Origin of the sequence: Nocardia coubleae NBRC 108252 (assembly GCF_001612805.1) — a bacterium.
GTDB lineage: Bacteria > Actinomycetota > Actinomycetes > Mycobacteriales > Mycobacteriaceae > Nocardia > Nocardia coubleae.
In genome coordinates this window covers 118032-138973 of record NZ_BDBD01000018.1, presented here as the reverse complement: position 1 = coordinate 138973, position 20942 = coordinate 118032, and the positions used below count along the sequence as shown (strand labels likewise).

General features: G+C 70.7%; 3 protein-coding genes. All 3 read right to left on the bottom strand.

Annotated features, from left to right (window positions below):
- Positions 1 to 9: 9 nt before the first annotated feature.
- Positions 10 to 7347, bottom strand: a complete 7338-nt coding sequence (locus tag NCO8_RS17815; protein ID WP_167353298.1) for a non-ribosomal peptide synthetase — start codon at positions 7345 to 7347, stop codon at positions 10 to 12.
- A gap of 140 nt (positions 7348 to 7487) precedes the next feature.
- Positions 7488 to 13397: a non-ribosomal peptide synthetase gene (locus tag NCO8_RS17810; RefSeq protein ID WP_067641589.1), complete on the bottom strand. Its 5910-nt coding sequence runs from the start codon at positions 13395 to 13397 to the stop codon at positions 7488 to 7490.
- 72 nt (positions 13398 to 13469) lie between these two features.
- Positions 13470 to 20747 carry a non-ribosomal peptide synthetase gene (locus NCO8_RS17805; protein ID WP_067641048.1) on the bottom strand — a complete coding sequence of 2426 codons (7278 nt, stop codon included), beginning with the start codon at positions 20745 to 20747 and terminating at the stop codon, positions 13470 to 13472.
- Positions 20748 to 20942 lie beyond the last annotated feature (195 nt).

The following is a 20942-nucleotide window of genomic DNA, read 5'->3' as shown; positions in this document are numbered from 1 at the left end:
ACCTCGTACCTATCCATCCATCCCAGCCACCGCACGCCGCTGCTGCGACCGGCCGGCGTTGCCGATCATCTCACTCAACGCGACGATCGTCGCACCGGCACCTTCCCCTGGTTCGGCGACAGCGACCGCCGATTCGGTGAACACATGGCTCACCTCGTCGGCGCCGTCGTCACCGGACCCCAAAACAACTGCCGCACCGGCGATTCCAGCCGCGACCAGTTCGAGCACCCCGGCCACCGAATCCGGCCTGCCCGCCGTGCGGGTCCGTGATTCGAAATTCAGACCCGTACGCTGCGCGATCCGCTCGGCCGCACCGGCCAGCTCGTCGTAGTTCAGCACCCGGCCACCACCGACGAAGGCCACGTCGTCGCCGCGCAGGGCGCGGGTGCGGTGGGCGTAGCCGATGGGGCGTGGCGACTCGGCGGCCAGTTCGGCCCGCAGGGCCGGGTCGGCCAGGTCGTACCAGTCCAGAGCGTCGGGCGGGTCGAGGATGTCGAGGCTCAGCCCCAGCTTCACCTCCAGCCCGTCCGGTAGTGGCGCGTCGATGGTGAGCAGCGGCACCACCGCCGCCCCCGCCTTGAGCACCGCCCACACGGCGATGGCGGCCTCGGCACCCCGGTCGAGCCGGATCGCGACACCGTTGCCCGGTCCCGCACCACGCGCGATCAGCGACCGCGCCAACTGTGAGGAGCGGGCGTCGAACTGGTGGTAGCTCAGTTCGGCGTCGCCCAGGTCGAGGGCAGGCGCGTCGGGGTCCTCTTCCACGGCGGCGGCCAGTTCCTGGGCCAGCGCGGCGCCGTTGGCCGACGGGGCGGGCGCGTAGGCCGCGGCGGTGAGCTCGCGTTCCTTCTCCCTGGCATCGCGCAGGTCGATATCGCCCACCCGCACCGCGGGATCGGCGGCGACGGCCGCGACGATCTCGCCGAAGCCACGAGCCAGCGCGGCGACGGTGTGTTCCTCGAAAAGATCTGTCGCATAGGTGAACACGACACCGACCTCGTCAGGTTCGCCGGTGGCGGTGTGCGTGGGTTCCACGTTCACCTGCAGGTCGAACTTGGCCGAACGGGCGGCGGAGTCCATCGCCTCGATGGTGAGTCCAGGCAGCCGCAGGATCGGTGTCTCGTTGTTGTGGAACGACAACACCACCTGGAACAGCGGGTTGTGCGAGACGGCGCCGGTGGGCGCCACCTCCTCCACGATCCGCTCGAACGGCAGGTCGGCGTGGGCGAACGCGGTGAGGTCGACTTCGCGCACGGTGTCGACGAATTCGGCGAAACCGCGCTGCGGCGTGACCTCGGTGCGCAGGGTCAGCGTATTGACGAACATGCCGACCAGGTCGTCGAGCTCCGGCTCCCCCCGCCCGGCGATGGGCGTGCCGATGGCGATATCGGTGTCGCCGCTCACCCGGGCGAGCAGCACCGCCAGCGCCGCGTGCACGACCATGAACAGCGACGCGTTGTGCTCGCGGGCGATCTCGGCCAGCCCGGCGTGCACGTCGGCGGGCAGCGTGGTCCGCACATCGGCACCGCGCAGCGAGGCCTGCGGCGGACGCGGGTGGTCGTGCGGCAGCTCGATGGTTCCGGTGCGACCGGCCAGAGTGGTCCGCCAGAACGCGAGCTGGCGTGCGGCGGTGGAACTCTCGTCGTTCTCGTCGCCGAGCACCGCGCGCTGCCACAGCGCGTAGTCGGCGTACTGCACCGGCAGCGGCGCCCAGCTCGGCGAACGCCCCTCCACGCGGGCGCGGTAGGCGATCACCAGATCGCGGGCCAGCGGGGCGAGGGAGGCACCGTCGGCGATGATGTGCTGCACCACCACCGCGAGGACATGCTCCTCCTCGGCCAGCGGGTCGGTGTCGGGCACGGTGAACAGGCACGCGCGCAACGGAACTCGCTCGGTGACATCGAAACCACCGGCCAGCAGCCGCATCACCCGTTCGGCCGGGTCGTCGCAGGTCTCGATCGGCAGCCCGCCCGGCAGCACCGCGCTCACCGGCAGGATCTCCTGGTACGGCAGCTCGCCCGGTGCGTCGGCCGGGAAACGGGTGCGCAGCGCCTCGTGCCGCTCGAGCACATCGGCCACGGCGTAGCGCAGTGCCGAGGTGTCGAGCGCGCCGCGCAGGCGAAGCACCAGCGGGATGTTGTAGGCCGGGGAATCCGGGTCGATGCGGTTGAGCAACCACATGCGCTGCTGGGCGGGCGAGAGCGGGATGACGCCCCGATCCTGGGCTGGAACCAGCGGCGGGCGCGGGTTGGTGACCGCGCCGGGGCGCACCCGCGCGGACAGGGCGGCCACGGTCGGCGCCTCGAACAGGTCGCGCACCACCAGGTCGGCGGCCAGGGCGGCGTCGATGCGGGCGATGGCCCGGGTCGCCAGCAGCGAGTTGCCGCCGCGATCGAAGAAGTTGTCGTCCAGGCCGACCTCGGGCACGCCGAGCAGGGTGGCGAACACCTCGGCCACGCTCTGTTCGATCGGGGTGGTCGGCGCGCGGAACGTCGCCGCCGAGGCGAACTCGGGGGCGGGCAGCGCGGCCCGGTCGAGCTTGCCGTTCGCGGTGAGCGGCAGCCCGGCCACCACCATCACGGCGTCGGGAACCATGTACCCGGTGAGGAATTCGGCGACGGTCGCGCGGACGGCCACCGGGTCGAGGTCTGCCCCCGCCACCGGGACGACGTACGCGATCAGCCGGTCGCCCGCGTGTTCGTCGGCACGCACGACCACCGCCGCCTGCCCGACACCGGCGACGCCGAGCAGCGCCGACTCGATCTCGCCCGGCTCGATCCGGAAGCCGCGCAACTGCACCTGCTGGTCGCCACGACCGCCGTATTCCAGGGTCGGGGTGCCACGGAAGCTGACCCAGCGGCCGAGGTCGCCGGAACGGTAGCGGCGCGAGCCGGGCGGACCGTACGGGTCGGCGACGAAACGGGTCGCGGTCAGGCCCGGCTTGCCGAGGTAGCCGCGCGTCACCTGGTTGCCCGCGATGTAGAGCTCACCGGCCACGCCGAAGGGCACCGGACGCAGCCGGTCGTCGAGCACCGCGACCGAAAGACCCGGCAGGGCGCGACCGATCACGCTGCCCGCGGTCGCCGACGGCTGCGGCGAGAGAGCCAGGTGCGACACGTGCACCGTGGTCTCGGTGATGCCGTACATGTTCACCAGTTCCGGTGCGGCCGGGCTGTTTCCGTACCGGTCGTACCAGCGGACGAGTTTGCGCGGGTCGAGCGCCTCGCCACCGAAGATCACGTAGCGCAGCGCGAGCGGGGCGGCGCCCGCGGCCTGGGCGGCGCGGTCGGCCTCGTCGAGCTGGGCGAAGGCGGTCGGTGTCTGGCTCAGCACCGTCACCTGTTCGCGGGCGAGCAGGGCGCGGAACTCGATCGGCGAGCGCGAGGTGACGTGGTCGACGACCACCACCGACGCGCCGCCCGCCAACGCGCACCACAGCTCCCACACCGAGAAGTCGAAGGCGAAGGAGTGGAACACCGTCCACACGTCGTCGACGTCGAAGCTGAACAGCACCTGGGTATTGGCGAACAGCTCGAGCACATTGCGGTGGCTCACCGCCACGCCCTTGGGCAGACCGGTGGAACCGGAGGTGTAGATGACGTAGGCCAGATGATCCGGACGCAGCGGAGCGTGACGTTCGGACGAGTGCAGCGGCGCGTCGGAATGCAGGGCGCGCTCGTCGAGCAGCACCACCGGCAATGCCGACGCCCAGCCGTGTCCGGCCTCGCGCAGGACGTCGTATTCCGACGACGAGGCAAGCAGCACAGCGGGTTTCGCGTCGTCGACCACGTACTCGAGGCGTTGCGCCGGGTATCCGGAGTCGATCGGCAGATAGCCCGCGCCCGACAGCAGTACCGCGAGCAGCGCGACCGGCAGTTCCTCGGTGCGTGGCACAGCAACGGCGACAAGGGTTTCCGGACCCGCGCCGCGGGCGATGAGTGCGCGGGCCAGCGCCGAGGCCTGACCGAACAGGTCGGCGAAGCTCAGCGACCGCTCCCCCGCCCGCACCGCGACGGCGTCGGGCCGCTGCCGCGCCTGGGCGGCGAGGAGGTCGACCAGGGTCACCTCGGGAACCGGCACACCGGGCGAATTGCCCTCGCGGAGCACGAGTTCGCGCTCACCGGGAGCGAGGACATCGATATCCCCGACGGGCAGGGTCGGATCGGCGACGATGGTGCCGAGCACCCGCGCCCACCGATCGGCGAAATCGCTGACGGTGCCGCGATCGAACAGGTCGGTGGCGTACCCGAACGACACGGCCATGCCCTGCGGCGCCCCGTCGTCACCGATGTGTTCGGCGACCTCCACCTGCAGATCGAACTTGGCGATCGGCACCGTGAAATCACCGTCGCTGACGGTGAGCCCGGGCAGTTCGAGGTCGGTGCGGGCCAGGTTCTGGAAGGTGAGCATCACCTGGAACAGCGGATGCCGCGACGTCGAACGGACCGGCTCGAGCAGTTCGACGAGACGCTCGAACGGCACGTCGGCGTGGCCGAAAGCCGCCAGGTCGCGGGCGCGGACGTCGATGAGCAGTTGCCGGAACGACACCGCCGGGTCGATCTCCGTGCGCAGCACGAGGGTGTTGACGAACATGCCGATGAGTTCGTCGAGCGCCTGCTCGCCGCGCCCGGCGACCGGGGTGCCGATGGCGATGTCGCGGGTGCCCGACAGGCGCGCGAGCAGCAACGCCAGCGCGGTGTGCACCACCATGAACACGGTGGCGTTGTGTTCGCGCGCGAGGTTCTGCAGGCCCGCGTGCACCGAGGCCGGGACATGGATGTGGTGCAGGTCGCCCTCGTGGCTCGCGACGGCGGGGCACGGCCGGTCGGCGGGGAGTTCCAGCTGTTCGGGCAGGCCGGCGAGGGTGTCACGCCAGAACGCCATCTGGGTGGCGAGCAGCGAACGCGGGTCGTCCTCGCTGCCGAGCAGTTCGCGCTGCCACAGCGTGTAGTCGGCGTACTGCACCGGCAGCGGCGGCCACTGCGGTGCGCCACCGCCGCGTCGCTCGGCGTAGGCGGTGAGCAGGTCCCTGGTGAGCGGGGCGAAGGAGAATCCGTCGGCGGCGATGTGGTGGATCACGCACGCCACGACGTGTTCGAACTCGTCGAGTTCGAAGATGCGGATCCGCACGGGCGGCGCGGCGGTGACGTCGAAACCGGTGAGCACGGTGTCGGCGACGGCGTCGGCCAGCTCGGCCTCCTCGATCGCGACGACCTCGAAATCCGGGGTGGCCAGCGGATCGCCGGGCGCGAGGATGAGCTGGTGGCCGTGGCCTTCCAGCACCGGGCCGTCCACACCCTCGATGGCCGGGTACACCGTGCGCAGCACTTCGTGCCGGGTGGCGAGGTCACCGATCGCGGCTTGCAGGGCGGGCAGATCAAGGCGCCCGTTCAGGCGGAGGACGAGCGGGATGTTGTCGACAGCCGAGGACGGGTCGAACCGGTTGAGGAACCACATCCGCTGCTGGGCGTAGGACAGCGGGATCTGTGCGGGTCGCGACCGGGCGACGAGCGCCAGCGCGCCCGCCGAGGTCCGCTGCTGTTCGGCGCGCTGGGCCAGCGCGGCGACGGTCGGCGCCTCGAAGACGGCCTGCACCGGCACCCGCACGTCGAGTGCGGCACCGATGCGGGCGACGGCCTGGGCGGCCAGCAGCGAGTCGCCGCCGAGCTCGAAGAAGTCGTCGTCGGCGCCGACCCGGCCCGCGCCGTCGCGCAAGAGCAGGGCGGCGAACACATCGGCGACGGCCTGCTCGGCGGGGGTGGCGGGCGCGCGGAAACCGCGAGCGGTGAACACCGGGGTCGGCAGCGCGGCGCGGTCGAGTTTGCCGACCGAGTTCAGCGGCAGCTTGTCCAGGACCATGATGACGGCCGGAATCATGTACGCGGGCAGTGATTCGGCGAGGAATTCGGCCAGTTCGCCGGTGTCGACCGTGCGTCCGAGACGCGGCAGCACGTACGACACGAGACCGGTGGCCCCCGACGGCATGGACTTGCCGAGGGTGACGGCGTAGTCGAGGTCGGGATGGGCGGTGAGGGCGTTGTCGATCTCGCCGAGCTCGATGCGGAACCCACGCACCTTCACCTGGAAGTCGGTGCGGCCGAGATACTCCAGGGTGGCACCGGATTCCACGCGACGCACCAGGTCGCCGGTGCGGTAGAGCCTGCCCGGCCCGAACGGCGAGGCGATGAACCGCTGCGCGGTGAGCCCGGGCTTGCCGAGATACCCCTGCGCCAGCGCCGGACCCGAGAGGTAGAGCTCGCCCACCACGCCCGCGGGCACCGGCCGCAGCCGCGCGTCGAGCACGAACAGGCCCATACCGGGCACGGCGGTGCCGAGCGTGATCGGCTCGTGCGGGTGCAGGGCGGCGGTGCTGGTGGCGAGAATTGTCGCCTCGGTCGGCCCGTAACCGTTGTGGAAGTTGCGGCCGTCGACCGCCCAGCGGCCGACCAGTTCCGGTCCGAACCGGTCGCCCGCCACGACGACGGTGCGCAGGTCGGGCAGCCCGGCCGGGTCGACCGACTCCAGGGCGCCGGGCGTGATGAGCAGATGGGTCACGCGCTCGCGGCGCAGCAGATCCGACAGTTCGAAACCGCCGAACACGCGCGGCGGCGAGATCACCAGCGTCGCACCGGAGGCGAAGGTGAGCAGCAGCTCGAGCACCGAGACGTCGAAGTTCGGCGAGCACACGTGCAGCACTCGCGAATCCGGGCCCACCCCGAAGTTCTCGCGTTCGGCCGCGACCAGCGAGGCCAGACCCGCGTGGGTCACCACCACGCCCTTGGGTTTGCCGGTGGAGCCGGAGGTGTAGATGACGTAGGCCGGGTGGGCCGGGTCGATCTGGCGCACCCGGTCGGCGTAGCTCACCGCGTGCGCGGGGTGCGCCGAGATGCGCTCGGCGACGACGGGGTCGTCCAGTTCGATCCAATACAGGCTGGTCCCGAGGCTCGCCCGGTGGGCGGCCGTGGTGAGGCCGAGGGTGGCGCCGGAATCGACGGCGATGTGCGCGATCCGGTCGCCGGGGTAGGCCGGGTCTACAGGCACGTAGGCGGCGCCGGTCTTGGCGACCGCCCACACCGCGAGCACCGATTCGATGGAGCGGGAGATGCCGACGGCGACCACGTCGCCCGCGCCGACACCACGGCCGATCAGTTCACGGGCCAGCCGCGAGGAGCGTTCGTCGAGCTCACGGTAGGTGAGCACCTGCTCGGCGCCGGGCATACCGGTCGGGTTGTAGCGCAGCGCGACGGAATCGGCTGCGGACTCGACAGCAGCCGTGAGCAACTGGCCGAACAGCGCTCGGCCGCCGGTTCGACGACGTTCACGGCCAGCGCGGCGGGGGCTTTCCACAGACCAATACACCTCTCGCGTCCGACGAGGCCGAACGGGACACAGCATAGATCTCTACCTTGCACCGCCGACCGTCGCCGAGGTGTGCGCCATGACACACCGACTCTCTGGCAACAGAATCGTAATCTGCTGCCCGCCCGTTACGTGGTGCTATGCCCAGACCCGCTGATGACCTGGTCCAGAACCGGTCCGATGACGGCCGGTGCCGGGTCGGCGAGCATGAGTTGATGTGTGGTGGCGACGGGGTGATCGACGATGACCCCGCTGATGTGGTGCCGCCACCGCGAAGCGCCGCCACGGTCCACGCCGCCGGTGTCCATGGCCGTGAAATAGGTGAGCGATCCGTCGAACCGGTCCGGGACGAGTTCGGTCACCAGCGCGACCGAACGCAGCGCGCCCCGGTACATCGCCACGAAGTCGTCCTGTGAGATCGGCAGGTCGGCCGCGAGGGTGGTGTGCAGGGCGGCCAGGGCGTCGTCACCGAGGTCGGCCAAATCCTCGGCCGAGGGGAGCTTGTCGTCGGGGATGCCCAGGTCGAGCAGGGCGTGACGCAGTTCGGCGCGGAAGTCGGTGAGGTCGGCGCCGGGCACACTGTCGAGCATGGTCAGCGAGGTCACTGTCTCGCCCGCCGCCTGCAGTCGGGTGGCGACGGCGTGGGCGAGCACACCGCCGAGCGACCAGCCGAGCAGCCGGTACGGGCCGTGCGGTTGGACGGCGCGGATTTCGGCCACATAGCGGTCGATCAGTTCGTCGGCTGTGGCGGGTCGGAAGGCCGGTTCGCTCAGGGCAGGCGACTGAACGCCGATCACCGGCTGGTCGGCGGGCAGGTACGGGACCAGGGACGAATACGCCCAGGCCAGGCCGGATACCGGGTGCAGGCACCACAGGGGTTCCGGGCCCGATGTGCCTACGGCCACCTCGCTCGGTGTGCCTGCGGCGGTCTCGTCGGCCTGCCCGTCGTGGCGGCTGGACCGCGTGCCGTTGCGGGCGGCGTCGTTCAGCGGCAGGACGACCGACAGCGCGGCCGTCAGATCCTGTTGTCCCGCACCACTGAGGCGTTCGGCAAGGCCGCCCACGGTCGGGTCGGCGAAGAACGCGGCGACGGTGAGGGCGGTTGCGGTGTGTTCGTGCAGGCGGTGGACCACACGGGTGGCGAGCAGCGAGTTGCCGCCGAGGGCGAAGAAGTCGTCGTCTAGGCCCGGCTTGTCGATGCCGAGCACCTCGGTGAAGACCTCGGCGACAACGATCTCGTCTGGGCTTTCGGGCGCCCGGTACCGGCGTGGTTCGACGACCGGTTCGGGGAGGGCCGCACGGTCGAGTTTGCCGTTCGCGTTGAGCGGCAGCCGCTCGAGCACGACGAATGCCGATGGCACCATGTACGACGGAAGCACCTGCGCCACCGCACTTTTCGCGATGGTCGCGGTGAGTTCAGCGTCGGGTGCGGGCACCACGTAGCCCACCAGCCGGTCACCGAGCTGCGGGTCGGTGGTGGCGAGCACGGCAGCCTGAGCGACCTGCGGCGCCGCGAGCAGGGCCGATTCGATGTCGCCGAGTTCGATGCGGAAGCCGCGGATCTTCACCTGGAAGTCGGTGCGGCCCCGGTAGTCGAGTTCGCCGACCGCGTTCCAGGCGACCAGGTCGCCGGTGCGGTACATGCGCGCGCCCGGTTCGAAGGGGTTGGCGACGAAGCGGTCGGCGGTGAGGTCGGGGCGGGCGAAGTAGCCTCGGGCGAGCTGGTCGCCTGCCAGGTACAACTCGCCCGCCACGCCAGGGGGCACCGGACGCAGGCGGGCGTCGAGGACGTAGACGCGGCTGTTCCATTCGGGAGCGCCGATCGGCACTGTGGTGCGGTCGGCGGCGGTGACCCTGTGGTCGGTGATCGAGACCGCAGCCTCGGTCGGGCCGTACAGGTTGTGCAGCGCGGCATCGGTGGCGGCGAGGAACCGCTGGGCAGTATCGGCCGGGAGGGCTTCACCGATGGCGAGGACGCGGTGCAACGAAACCGGCAGCGCACCTGTGGATTCGGCGAGCAGGGCGTCGAGCATGGACGGGACCACGTGCAATGTGCTCACCCGCTGCTCGGTGAGCACCCGCAGCAGGTAGGCGGGGTCGCGATGCCCATCAGGTGCGGCGATCACCAATCGGCCACCGCTCACAGCGGTGGTCCAGAACTCCCAGACCGAGAGGTCGAAGGTAGCAGCGGTCTTCAACAGCACGGAATCGTCGCTGGTGAGACCGAAATACTGCGTCTTCCAGAGCAACTGGTTGACGATGGCGCCGTGCGACACCGCAACACCCTTGGGCTTGCCGGTGGACCCGGAGGTGAAGATGACATACGCCGTGTTCTCCGGCCGCAGCACACCTCGTCGCTCCTGGGCCGCGATCGGACCCACTGGGTACGCGGCGAGGTCGAGCGTGTCGACGGCGATAGCGGAGGCATTGGCGGCGTCGGCGGCGGCGGCGGTGGCGGTGGCGGTGCCCTCGGAGAAACCGTCGCGAGTGGTGGTCAACACGCACACGGGTGCGGCGGTGTCGTGGATGTGGCGTACTCGATCGGCAGGCTGATCGGGGTCGAGCGGAACATACGCCGCACCCGTCTGCGCCACCGCGTACATGGCGACAACGAGATCCACGGATCGCCGAATAGCCAGCGCTACCCGGTCTTCCACGCCGACACCCTGCGAAATCAAGTGTCGTGCGAGCTGGTTCACCTTGCCCGCGAACTCGCGGTAGGTCAGCTCGGTGCCGTCGGGAGCGACCAACGCCACCCGATCCGGGTGCTCGGCGACCGTCTCGTCGAACAGCGCGGGCAGCGTAGTCGACGGGCATGCATGCCGAGTGTCGTTCCAGTCGTGCAGGATTCGCGTGCGCTCAGCCTCGGACAGGAGCTCGATCTCGTCGACCGGCCGTGACGGTGCGGCGGCGATCCCGGCGAGGACGCGCGCGAACCGGTCGGCGTAGGCGCGGGCGGTCTGCGGCTCGAAAAGATCGGTGGCATAGGTGAGTACGCCGTTGATGCCCTGGGCAGCACCCTCGCTGTCGTAGGCGTCGGCGACGATGGCGTGCAGGTCGAACTGCGAGACCGCCAGGTCCACATCCACGCCTTCGACGTCGGTCTCCCCCAGCTCGAGCCCGGTGCGGGTGAGGTTCTGGAAGGACAGACCCACCTGGAACAGCGGGTGCCGCGCGGTGGAGCGAGCCGGATTGATCGCCTCCACGAGTCGTTCGAACGGCAGGTCGGCGTGGGCGAAAACCTGCAGGTCCGTTTCCCGCTGCCGCGCCAGCAGATCGGTGAACGGTTCGCCTGCGTTCAGGGTGGTGCGGAAGACGAGGGTGTTGACGAACATGCCGATGAGGTCGTCGAGCGCGGCCTCACCACGACCGGCGACGGGGGTTCCGATGGCCAGGTCATCGGTACCGGCCAGCCTGCCGAGAGTCACGGCGAGCGCGGCGTGCACAACCATGAACAGGGTGGCGCCCTGCGCACGGGCCAGGGCGAGCAGCGCGCGGTGGGTGTCGGCGTCGATCTCGATCGGCACCCGGCCACCGGCCAGCGACTGGACGGCGGGACGCGGGTGGTCGGCGGGCAGGTCGAGCTGGTCGGGCAGCCCGGCCAGGGCCGTGCGCCAGTAGTCGAGCTGGGCCGAGGCCAGCGAATCGGGGTCGTCCTCGCTGCCGAGCAGCTCGCGCTGCCACAGCGCGTAGTCGGCGTACTGCACGGGCAGGGGCGCCCAGTCCGGCGCGGTACCGGCCGAACGGGCGCCGTAGGCCAGCATCAGATCCCGGCTGAGCGGGGCGAGCGAACTGCCGTCCCCGGCGATGTGATGCACGACGACCGCGAGCACCGATTCCTCGGGGCCGAGCTGGAACAGCGCGACCCGCAGCGGCACCTGACTGCGCACATCGAAACCGTGGGAGCCGAGTTCCCGCATGGCCGTCGGCAATTCGGCGGCCGTCAGGGTGCGCACCTCGAGCCGGGGTGTCGCCTCCGACGGGTCGAGGATCCGCTGCACCGGCCCGTCGTCGGTCTCGGGGTAGACGGTGCGCAGGGTTTCGTGCCTGGCCACCAGGTCGGCAACGGCCGCGTCGAGCGCGGCCACGTCGATGGCGCCGGTGAGCCGCACCGCCATCGGGATGTTGTAGGCCACCGACTGCGGATCGAACTGGTTGAGAAACCACATCCGCTGCTGGGCCAGCGACAGCGGGATCCGGTCGGGCCGCTCGCGGGCCACCAGCGCCGGACGCGCACCGGCACCGGCGGATTCGGCGAGCCGACGCGCCAGGGCCTCCACCGTCGGCGCCTCGAACAGCAGCCGCACCGGGAATTCGGTGTCGAGGGTAGCACCGAGCCGGGCCGCGACCTGGGTGGCCAGCAGCGAGTTGCCGCCGAGGGCGAAGAAGTCGTCGTCGAGGCCGAGTTGGGTGTCGGCGTCGAGCACCTGGGCGAAGGTGCCTGCCACGATCTGCTCGATCGGGGTGACGGGTGGGCGGAATGCGGCGTGCTCGAGCACCGGCGCGGGCAGCGCCCGGCGGTCCAGCTTGCCCACGGGGGTAAGCGGGATGGTGTCGAGTTCCATCAGCACGGTCGGCACCATGTGCGCGGGCAGGCTGCGTTCGGCGAACGCGGTGAGCTCGGCGGTGTCGACGACGGCACCCGGGGCGGCGTGCACGTAGGACACGAGAATAGTTGCGCCGCTGTCGAGTTCGTGGCCGACAGTAGCGGCGAAGTCGAGACTCTCGTGCGCGGAGAGCACGGCGTCGATCTCGCCGAGCTCGATCCGGAAACCACGGATCTTCACCTGGAAGTCGTTGCGCCCCATGTACTCCAGGGCGCCGTCGGTGGTCCAGCGGACCAGGTCGCCGGTGCGGTAGAGCCGGGAACCGGCGGGCTCGAACGGGTTCGGCACGAAACGCGACGCGGTGAGCCCCGGCCGCGCGTGATAACCGCGGGTGAGTTGGGCGCCGGTGATGTACAGCTCGCCGGTGACACCGGGCGGCACCGGGCCGAGCCGGTCGTCGAGCACGTATTCGGCCACACCGGCCAGCGGTCCGCCGATGGTGAGCGGATCACCCGGTTTCAGCGGCACACTGATATTGGTGACGATGGTGGTTTCGGTCGGCCCGTACACATTGTGGAACTGCCGCAGACTGCCGTCGGCCAGCGGAATCGCCCAGCGCCGCAGTAGATCCGGCGGACACGCCTCGCCGCCCACCGCGACCACCCGGAAGTCGTCGAGACCGGCCGGGTCGATCGAGGCGAGCGCGGCCGGGGTGATGAAGGCGTGACTCACCCGCTCGCGGCGCAGCAGTGCGGCCAGTTCGTCACCGCCGAACACACTCGGATCGACGATCACCATGGTCGCGCCCGCACCGACGGCGAGCAGCAGTTCGAGAATGGACGCGTCGAACGACGGAGACGCGAAATGCAGTGTCCGCGAGTGCGCTTCGACCCCGTAGTGCTTGCGCTGTTCGGCACTGAACCCGGCGAGTCCGGCCTGCGACACCGCGACACCCTTGGGCAGACCCGTCGAACCCGAGGTGTAGATGACGTAGGCGAGGTCCTCGGCGCGGATCTGGCGCACCCGGTCGGCATTGGTGATCGGCACACCGGAGAACTCGTCGAGCCGCGCCACCGTTGCCGCGTCGTCGATGGCCAGCCACTGCACCTGGGCGGGCAGCCGCTCGGCCGCGCTCGCGACGGTCAGCCCGAACACCGCCCCGGAATCGGTGACCATGTGCGCCACCCGATCCGGCGGGTAGTTCGGGTCGACGGGCACGAAACCGGCACCGGTCTTGGCCACCGCCCACACCGCGAGCACCGACTCGATCGAGCGCGGAATCCCCAGTGCCACCAGGTCGCCCGCGCCGATCCCGCGCGCGATGAGCAGGCGCGCGATGCGGCTGGACCGCTCGTCGAGCTCGGCGTAGGTGAGGCTACCGAGGGTGCGGGTGGCATCGGCGAGCACCACGGCGACACCGTCGGGAGCGGTCTCCACCGCGGTGGCCAGCAGCTGCGGCAGCGCGGTCACCCGGGCGCGGCGTGTGCGCACCGGGCGAGTGCGTACCGGTCGTGTCATCGCGAATCCACCTCATCCGTCACCGAAACTGCCTCGGTCATGGTTTCAGACCGCGGCGGCGCTCAGCTCGGCGAGTACCAGGACCACCTCGGCCCGGCCCGCGTCGCCGGGTGCCGCGTCGTCGGCGATCACCGCGCGCAGATCCTCGAGCTCGCCCGTATCCACCGCGTCCAGACCGGCCCGGTCACCGAACAGGTGACTCACCCATTCCTCGGCCAGCGCCGCCGACGGATCGCCGGTGATCAGCACCATCGACGCGCCCGCCACACCGGCCGCGACCGGTTCGACGACGGCCGCGAAGGTGTCGGTCGCGGTGGCGAAGGTCCGTGATTCGAAGGTGAGTTCGGCCTCGGTGCGCACTCGCGAGCCCGCCGTGGCGAGGTCGTCGTAGCTGCGCACACCCTCGGCGCCGACGAAGGCGGGGTCGCTGCCGCGCAGGGCGCGGGTGCGGTCGGCGTAGGTCACCGGGCGGGCCGACTGCGTGGACAGTTCGGTGCGCACGGCGGGATCGTCGAGCACCACCCAGTCGAGCTCCGACGAGGGTGCCGTGCCGGTGGTGATGCCGATCTTGGCCGTCGGCTCGGCCGCAGGCTCCCGCGAGAACGGCACGATCGCCGCGCCCGCCTTGAGCACCGCCCACACCGCGACGGCCCAGTCGGCGCCACGCGGAAGAGCAAGGGCCACACCGGAACCCGGTCCGAAGCCACGCGCGATCAGCAGGCGTGCCAGGCGCGAGGAGCGGGCGTCGAGCTGTTCGAAACCGAGCTGCTCGTCGCCCCAGACCAGCGCCGGGCCGTCCGGGTCGTCCTCGGCGGCGGCGGTGAACGCCTGGGTGAGGGTGGTTCCGCCGGTCGCCGTGGTCGGCGCGGGCGTCTGGGCGGCGCCTGCGAGCAACCGGGCGCGTTCGCTCTCGTCGAGGATGTCGATGTCGCCCACCCGGACCTGCGGGTCGGCGGCCACCGCCGTGAGGATGCGAGCGAAGCGCGTGCCGATGGAACGAACAGTCGCCTCGTCGAACAGATCGGTGGCGTAGTTGAACAGGGCGACCAGCTCACCGGGCGCGCCTTCGTCGGTGTAGCGCGGCTCCACGTCGACCTGCAGGTCGAACTTGGCCGACACCCCGGTGTCGAGCGCGGCGACGGTGAGGCCGGGCAGTTCGAGTGCGGCGGTCTCGTTGTTGCTGAAGGTCAGCGCCACCTGGAACAGCGGGTTGTGCGCGCTGCCCTTGCCCGGCGCCACCACCTCGACGACCCGCTCGAACGGCAGATCGGCATTGGCGAACGCGCCGAGATCGGTCTCGCGGGCCAGGTCGACGGCCTCGTCGAACGAACCGGCCGGGTCGAGGGCGGTGCGCAGCGTGAGCGTGTTGACGAACATGCCGACCAGCTCGTCGAGCGCCCGCTCACCACGACCGGCGACGGCGGTGCCGATCGCGATGTCGGTGCTGCCCGACAGCCGGGCGAGCAGCACGGCCAGCGCCGCGTGCACAACCATGAACAGCGACGACTTGTGCTCGCGCGCAAGGTGATTCAGCTGCTCATGCACCTCGGCGGGCAGCCGCAGCTCGGTGGTCGCGCCGCGCAGGCTCGGCACCGAGGGACGCGGACGGTCCTGCGGCAGCTCGAGCAGCGGCGGCATTCCGGCCAGCTGGGTACGCCAGTAGTCGAGCTGGGCGGCGGCCACCGAACCCGGCTCGTCGTCGGCGCCGACCACTTCGCGCTGCCAGAGCGCGAAGTCCGCGTACTGCACCGGCAGCGGGGTCCACGCCGGGCTCTGCCCACCCGCACGGGCGACGTAGGCGGTGATCAGGTCGCGCGCCAGCGGGGCGAGCGAGGCGCCGTCGGCGGAGATGTGGTGCACCACGAACACCAGCAGCGAATCCGACGATCCGTCGGTGAGCAGCCGCGTCCGGACGGGCACCTCACGGGTGACGTCGAAACCGGCGCCCGCGAGTTCGGCGACCCGGCCGAGCACGTCGTCGGTGGTCTCCACGACCAGGCCGTCGGGCAGCACCTCGGCGACCGCGACGATCTCCTGGTAGGCGCCCTCGCCGTCGGCGGCGGGGAAACGGGTGCGCAGCGACTCGTGCCTGCCGAGCACATCGGCGATGGCGGCGTCGAGCGCGGCCACATCGAGGTCACCGGTGAGGCGGAGCGCGAAGGGCAGGTTGTAGGCGCCCGAGGCGGGGTCGACCTGGTTGAGTACCCACATGCGCTGCTGTGCCAGCGACAGCGGAATCCGTTGCGGGCGTGCGGCCGGGACGAGGGCGGGCCGTGCGCCGGAACCGCTCGCGCTGATCCGGGCGGCCAGCGCGGTCACCGTCGGCGCCTCGAACAGGTCGCGGATGCTGATGTCGGCGTCGAGCGCCTCGTTGATCCTGGCGATCGCGCGGGTGGCCAGCAGCGAGTTGCCGCCGAGCGCGAAGTAGTCGTCGTCGGCACCGACCCGGGCCATGCCGAGCAGTTCGGCGTAGACGCCCGCCACGATCTCCTCGGTCGGCGTGGCCGGTGCCCGGAACTCACCCGCGGTGAAGGTGGGGGCGGGCAGCGCCTTGCGATCGAGCTTGCCGCTGGGGTTGAGCGGCAGTTCGTCGAGCGCGACCAGCGCGGCCGGGACCATGTAGGAGGGCAGCGTCTCCCCGATGGCGGCCAGCAGCGGTGCCGGTTCGATCGTGGCGCCCGGCTTCGGCACCGCGTAGGCCACGAGCTGTTCTCCCGCAGGCGAATCCGCGACGATCGCCACGGCCTGGCTCACGGCGGGTTGACCGAGCAGCGCGGTCTCGATCTCGCCGAGTTCGATGCGCTGACCACGGAACTTCACCTGGAAGTCGGTGCGGCCCAGGTATTCCAGCGTGCCACGGCCGTCTGGCTGCGTGCGCCAGACCACCAGGTCGCCGGTGCGGTACATGCGCGCGTTCGCACCGAAGGGATTGGCGACGAAGCGGTCGGCGGTGAGGTCCGGCCTGGCGACATACCCGCGCGCGAGCTGATCACCGGCGAGGTAGAGCTCGCCGACGACGCCCGCGGGAACCGGGCGCAGCCGCGAATCCAGCACGTACACCTGAGTATTCCACTCCGGCACACCGATCGGCACCGAGCCGCGGCCCGGGTCGTCGGCGGGCCAGTAGGTCACCGAGACGGCGGCCTCGGTGGGACCGTACAGGTTGTGCACGCGGGCGTCCGAGACCGCGCGCATGCCGGCGACGGTCTCCGGCGGCAGCGCCTCACCGATCGCGAACACATCGCGCAGGGTGGGAATGCTGCCCGGCGCGGTGTGCGCGGCGAAGACGGTGAGCATCGACGGCACGAAGTCGGTCATCGTGACGTGTTGCGCCGCAATGGTTTCGGCGATGTAGGCCGGGTCGCGGTGCCCGTCGTGAGTGGCGACGACCAGCTTCGCACCGGTGCGCAGCGGCATGAAGTAGCCCCACAGCGACACGTCGAAGGTGGTCGCGGTCTTCTGCAGGTACACATCGCCGGGGCCGAGCGGGTATTCGGCGAGCATCCAGGCGATCTGGTTTTCGATCGCCGCGTGCGACACCGCGACACCCTTGGGCCTACCGGTCGAGCCGGAGGTGAAGATGACGTAGGCGGGGTGCTGCGGCAGGACCGGACTCGCCAGCTCGGACGCCGTGAGCGGTTCGGCCGAGAAGCCCTGCAGCGCAACGGTATCGATCGCTATCACCGGCGTTCCGGCGGGCACCTCGACCGCGTCGGCGGTGGTGGTGAGCACGCACACCGGCTGCGCGGTGTCGAGAATGTGGGCGATGCGCTCGGCGGGGTGGTCCGGGTCGAGCGGCACGTACGCGCCACCGGCCGTGACGATGGCGTACATGCCGACCACCAGCTCGAGCGAACGCCGAACGGCCAGCGCCACATACGATTCCGGTCCGACGCCGTCGGCGACGAGTTTGCGCGCCAAGCGGTTCACCCGCTCGTCGAACTCCCGGTACGTCAGTTCGGTGCCCTCGTAGGCGAGCGCGACCGCATCGGGGTGTTCGGCCACCGCACGGCGGTAACCGTCGAGCAGCAGCGCGGGCGCCAGCTCGTGACGGGTGTCGTTCCAGCCCAGCAGGATTCGATCCAGCTCGGCCTGCTCCATCAGCTCGTGCCCGCCGAGCGGGGCCGCCGGGTCGGCGACGACGGCGGTGAGCAGGCGGACGAACCGAGCGGCGATACCTTCCACGGTCGCCGCGTCGAACAGGTCGGTCGCATAGGTCAGGCCGACCGCGATGCCGTGCGGCACGCCGTGGCGGTCGGTGTCCTCGACCATCTCGAACTGCAGGTCGAACTTGGCGAACGGGATGCTCAGATCCACCCCGCTCACGGTCATGCCCGGCAGCTCGAGCGCCGTGCGCGCCATGTTCTGGAAGGCGAGCATCACCTGGAACAGCGGGTGCCGCGCGGTGGAACGGGCCGGATCGAGCAGCTCGACCAGCCGCTCGAACGGCACGTCGGCGTGGCCGAACGCGGCCACATCGGTGGCGCGGGCCTGGGCGAGCAGTTCCTCGAAGCCCATCGCCGGATCCACCTCGGTGCGCAGCACGAGGGTGTTGACGAACATGCCGATGAGGTCGTCGAGGGCGGCGTCACCACGGCCCGCCACCGGCGTGCCGATCGCGATATCGGTGCTGCCCGACAGCCGCGCGAGCAGCGCCGACAGCGCCGCGTGCACCACCATGAACAGCGTCGAATTGTGGGTGTGCGCGAGCTTGTCCAGCCCGGCGTGCACGTCGGCGGGGATGCGGAAGTCGAAGGTGGCGCCACGGTAGGTGGCCACCGACGGGCGCGGCCGGTCGGCCGGGAGGGCGAGCTGGTCGGGCAGGCCGGCGAGCTGGGTGCGCCAGTAGCCGATCTGCTGCGCCAGCACCGATTCCGGGTCGTCCTCGGTGCCGAGCACGGCGCGCTGCCACAGCGTGAAGTCGGCGTATTGCACACGCAGCGGCGGCAATTGGGGCTCGGACCCCGCGCTGCGCTGCACATAGGCAGTCATCAGGTCGCGGGTGAGCGGGCCCATCGACACACCGTCACCGGCGATGTGGTGGACCACGCAGATCAGCACATGCTCCTGCGCGGTGAGCCGCAGCAACCGCAGCCGGATCGGCGGCGCGAGCGACACATCGAAGCCGACACCGACGGTCTCGGCGACAAGCCCGGGCACCTGCTCCTCGGTGACCTGCTCGCAGGCCATCTCCGGCACCGCGCGCGGATCGGACACCGGCAGAATCAACTGCTGACCGGCCCCGTCCACCTGCGGGTACATGGTGCGCAGCACCTCGTGCCTGGTCACCAGGTCGCGCACCGCCGCGCGCAGGGCGTCGACGTCGAGCGCGCCCGACAACCGCACCGCGATGGGCATGTTGTTCACGGCACTGGCCGGATCGAACCGGTTCAGGAACCACATCCGCTGCTGCGCGAACGACAGCGGAATGATCTCGGGCCGCTCCTGGGGCACCAGTTCCTGGCCGGAGCCGGTGCCGATGTGGCGTTCCACCCGTTCGGCCAGCGCCGACACGGTGCTCGCCTCGAACAGCACCTGCACCGGCACCCTGGTGTCGAGCGCGGCGCCGATGCGGGTGGCCGCCTGAGCGGCGAGCAGGGAGTTGCCGCCGAGTTCGAAGAAGTCGTCGTCGGCGCCGACCCGGATCTCCTCGTCGCCACCGGTGGTGAGCAGGGCGGCGAAGACGTCGGCGACGATCTCCTCGACCGGGGTGGACGGCGCGCGGAACTCGCGCGCGGCGAACACCGGTTCCGGCAGGGCGTTGCGGTCGAGCTTGCCCACCGGGGTGAGCGGGATCCGGTCGAGCACCATGATGGCGGCCGGAATCATGTACCCGGGCAACGACTCCGAGAGGAACGCGTCGACGGCGGGGATGTCGAGGGTGGCGCCCGCGCGCGGCAGCACATACGACACCAGCGCGGTGACGCCGGAGGGCAGCGTTTTGCCGAGGGTGGCCGCGAAGTCGATGTCCGGGTGGGCGGTGAGGGCGTTGTCGATCTCGCCGAGCTCGATGCGGAAACCGCGGATCTTCACCTGGAAGTCCGAGCGGCCCATGTATTCGATGACACCGTCACCGGATTCGCTGCGGCGCACCAGGTCGCCGGTGCGGTACAGCCGGGCATTGGCGTCGCCCGCCTGCGCGCCGAACGGGCTCGCGACGAAACGCTCCGCGGTCAGCGCGGGCCGGTTCAGATAACCCTGCGCCAGCGCGGGACCGGACAGGTACAGCTCGCCGATCACCCCGGCGGGCACCGGTCGCAGCCGCGAATCGAGCACGAACGCACCGATTCCGGCGATGGCCGAACCGATCGTCACCGGGGCGGCGGGATCCATCGGCGCGGTGCTGGTGGCGAGGATGGTCGCCTCGGTCGGGCCGTAACCGTTGTAGAAGCGGCGATCACCGACGGCCCAGCGGCCCACCAGTTCCGGGCCGAACTTGTCACCCGCGACCACGACGACCTTCAGATCGTCGAGATCGGCCGCCTCCACCGATTCCAGCGCACCGGGTGTGATGAGCATGTGCGACACCCGCTCGCGGCGCAGCAGGTCGGCCAGTTCATAACCGCCGAACACCTGCGGCGGCGCGATCACCAGGGTGGCGCCCGCCGAGAACGCCAGCAGCAGCTCGAGCACCGACACGTCGAAGTTCGGCGAGCACACGTGCAGCACGCGCGAATCGGCGGTGACGCCGTAGTGCTCGCGTTCGGCGGCGACCAGCGGGGCGAGGCCGGTGTGGGTGACCACGACGCCCTTGGGCTTGCCGGTGGAGCCGGAGGTGTAGATCAGGTACGCCGGATGACGCTCGTCGAGCGTGCGGACGCGGTCGGCGTAGGACACCGGGTGCGCGGGCCGGGCGGCGATCCGCTCGGCGGTCGCGGAGTCGTCGAGCTCGAGCCACGGCAGCGTGGTGCCGAGGACCGCGCGGTGTGCGGTGGTGGTGAGGCCCAGTACCGCACCGGAGTCGGACAGGATGTGGGCGATGCGGTCGGCCGGGTAGTTCGGGTCGACCGGCACGTAGGCGGCACCGGTCTTGGCGATGGCCCACACCGCGAGCACCGATTCGATGCTGCGGGCGATGCCGATGGCGACCACGTCGCCGGGGCCGATGCCGCGCCCGATCAGCTCCCGCGCCAGCTGGGCCGACCGCTGGTCGAACTCCGAATAGGTGAGTTCGCGCTGATCGGCCGGCTCGCCGGTGGGATTGAACCGGACTGCCACCCGATCGGCCGACGACTCGACAGCGGCGGTCAGCAACTGCCCGAAAGTCGGACTGCTCGACCGGCGACGGCGGTTACCGCGGGCAGAACGACGGGCAGTTTCCATGCGGGATCATTCACCTCTCATCGAGCCTGACGCGCGGCCACAACCGCACCGTGCAGATCGAGCCATCATATCGACCGTCCACACACATACCGGGATCGCGCCGGTAGCCCCCAGAATCTCGGGCCCAGAGGAGTATCGGCGCAGGCTTTGTCACTGTTGCCCGTTCAACGGCAAAGTGACGGGGCTCATACGAAC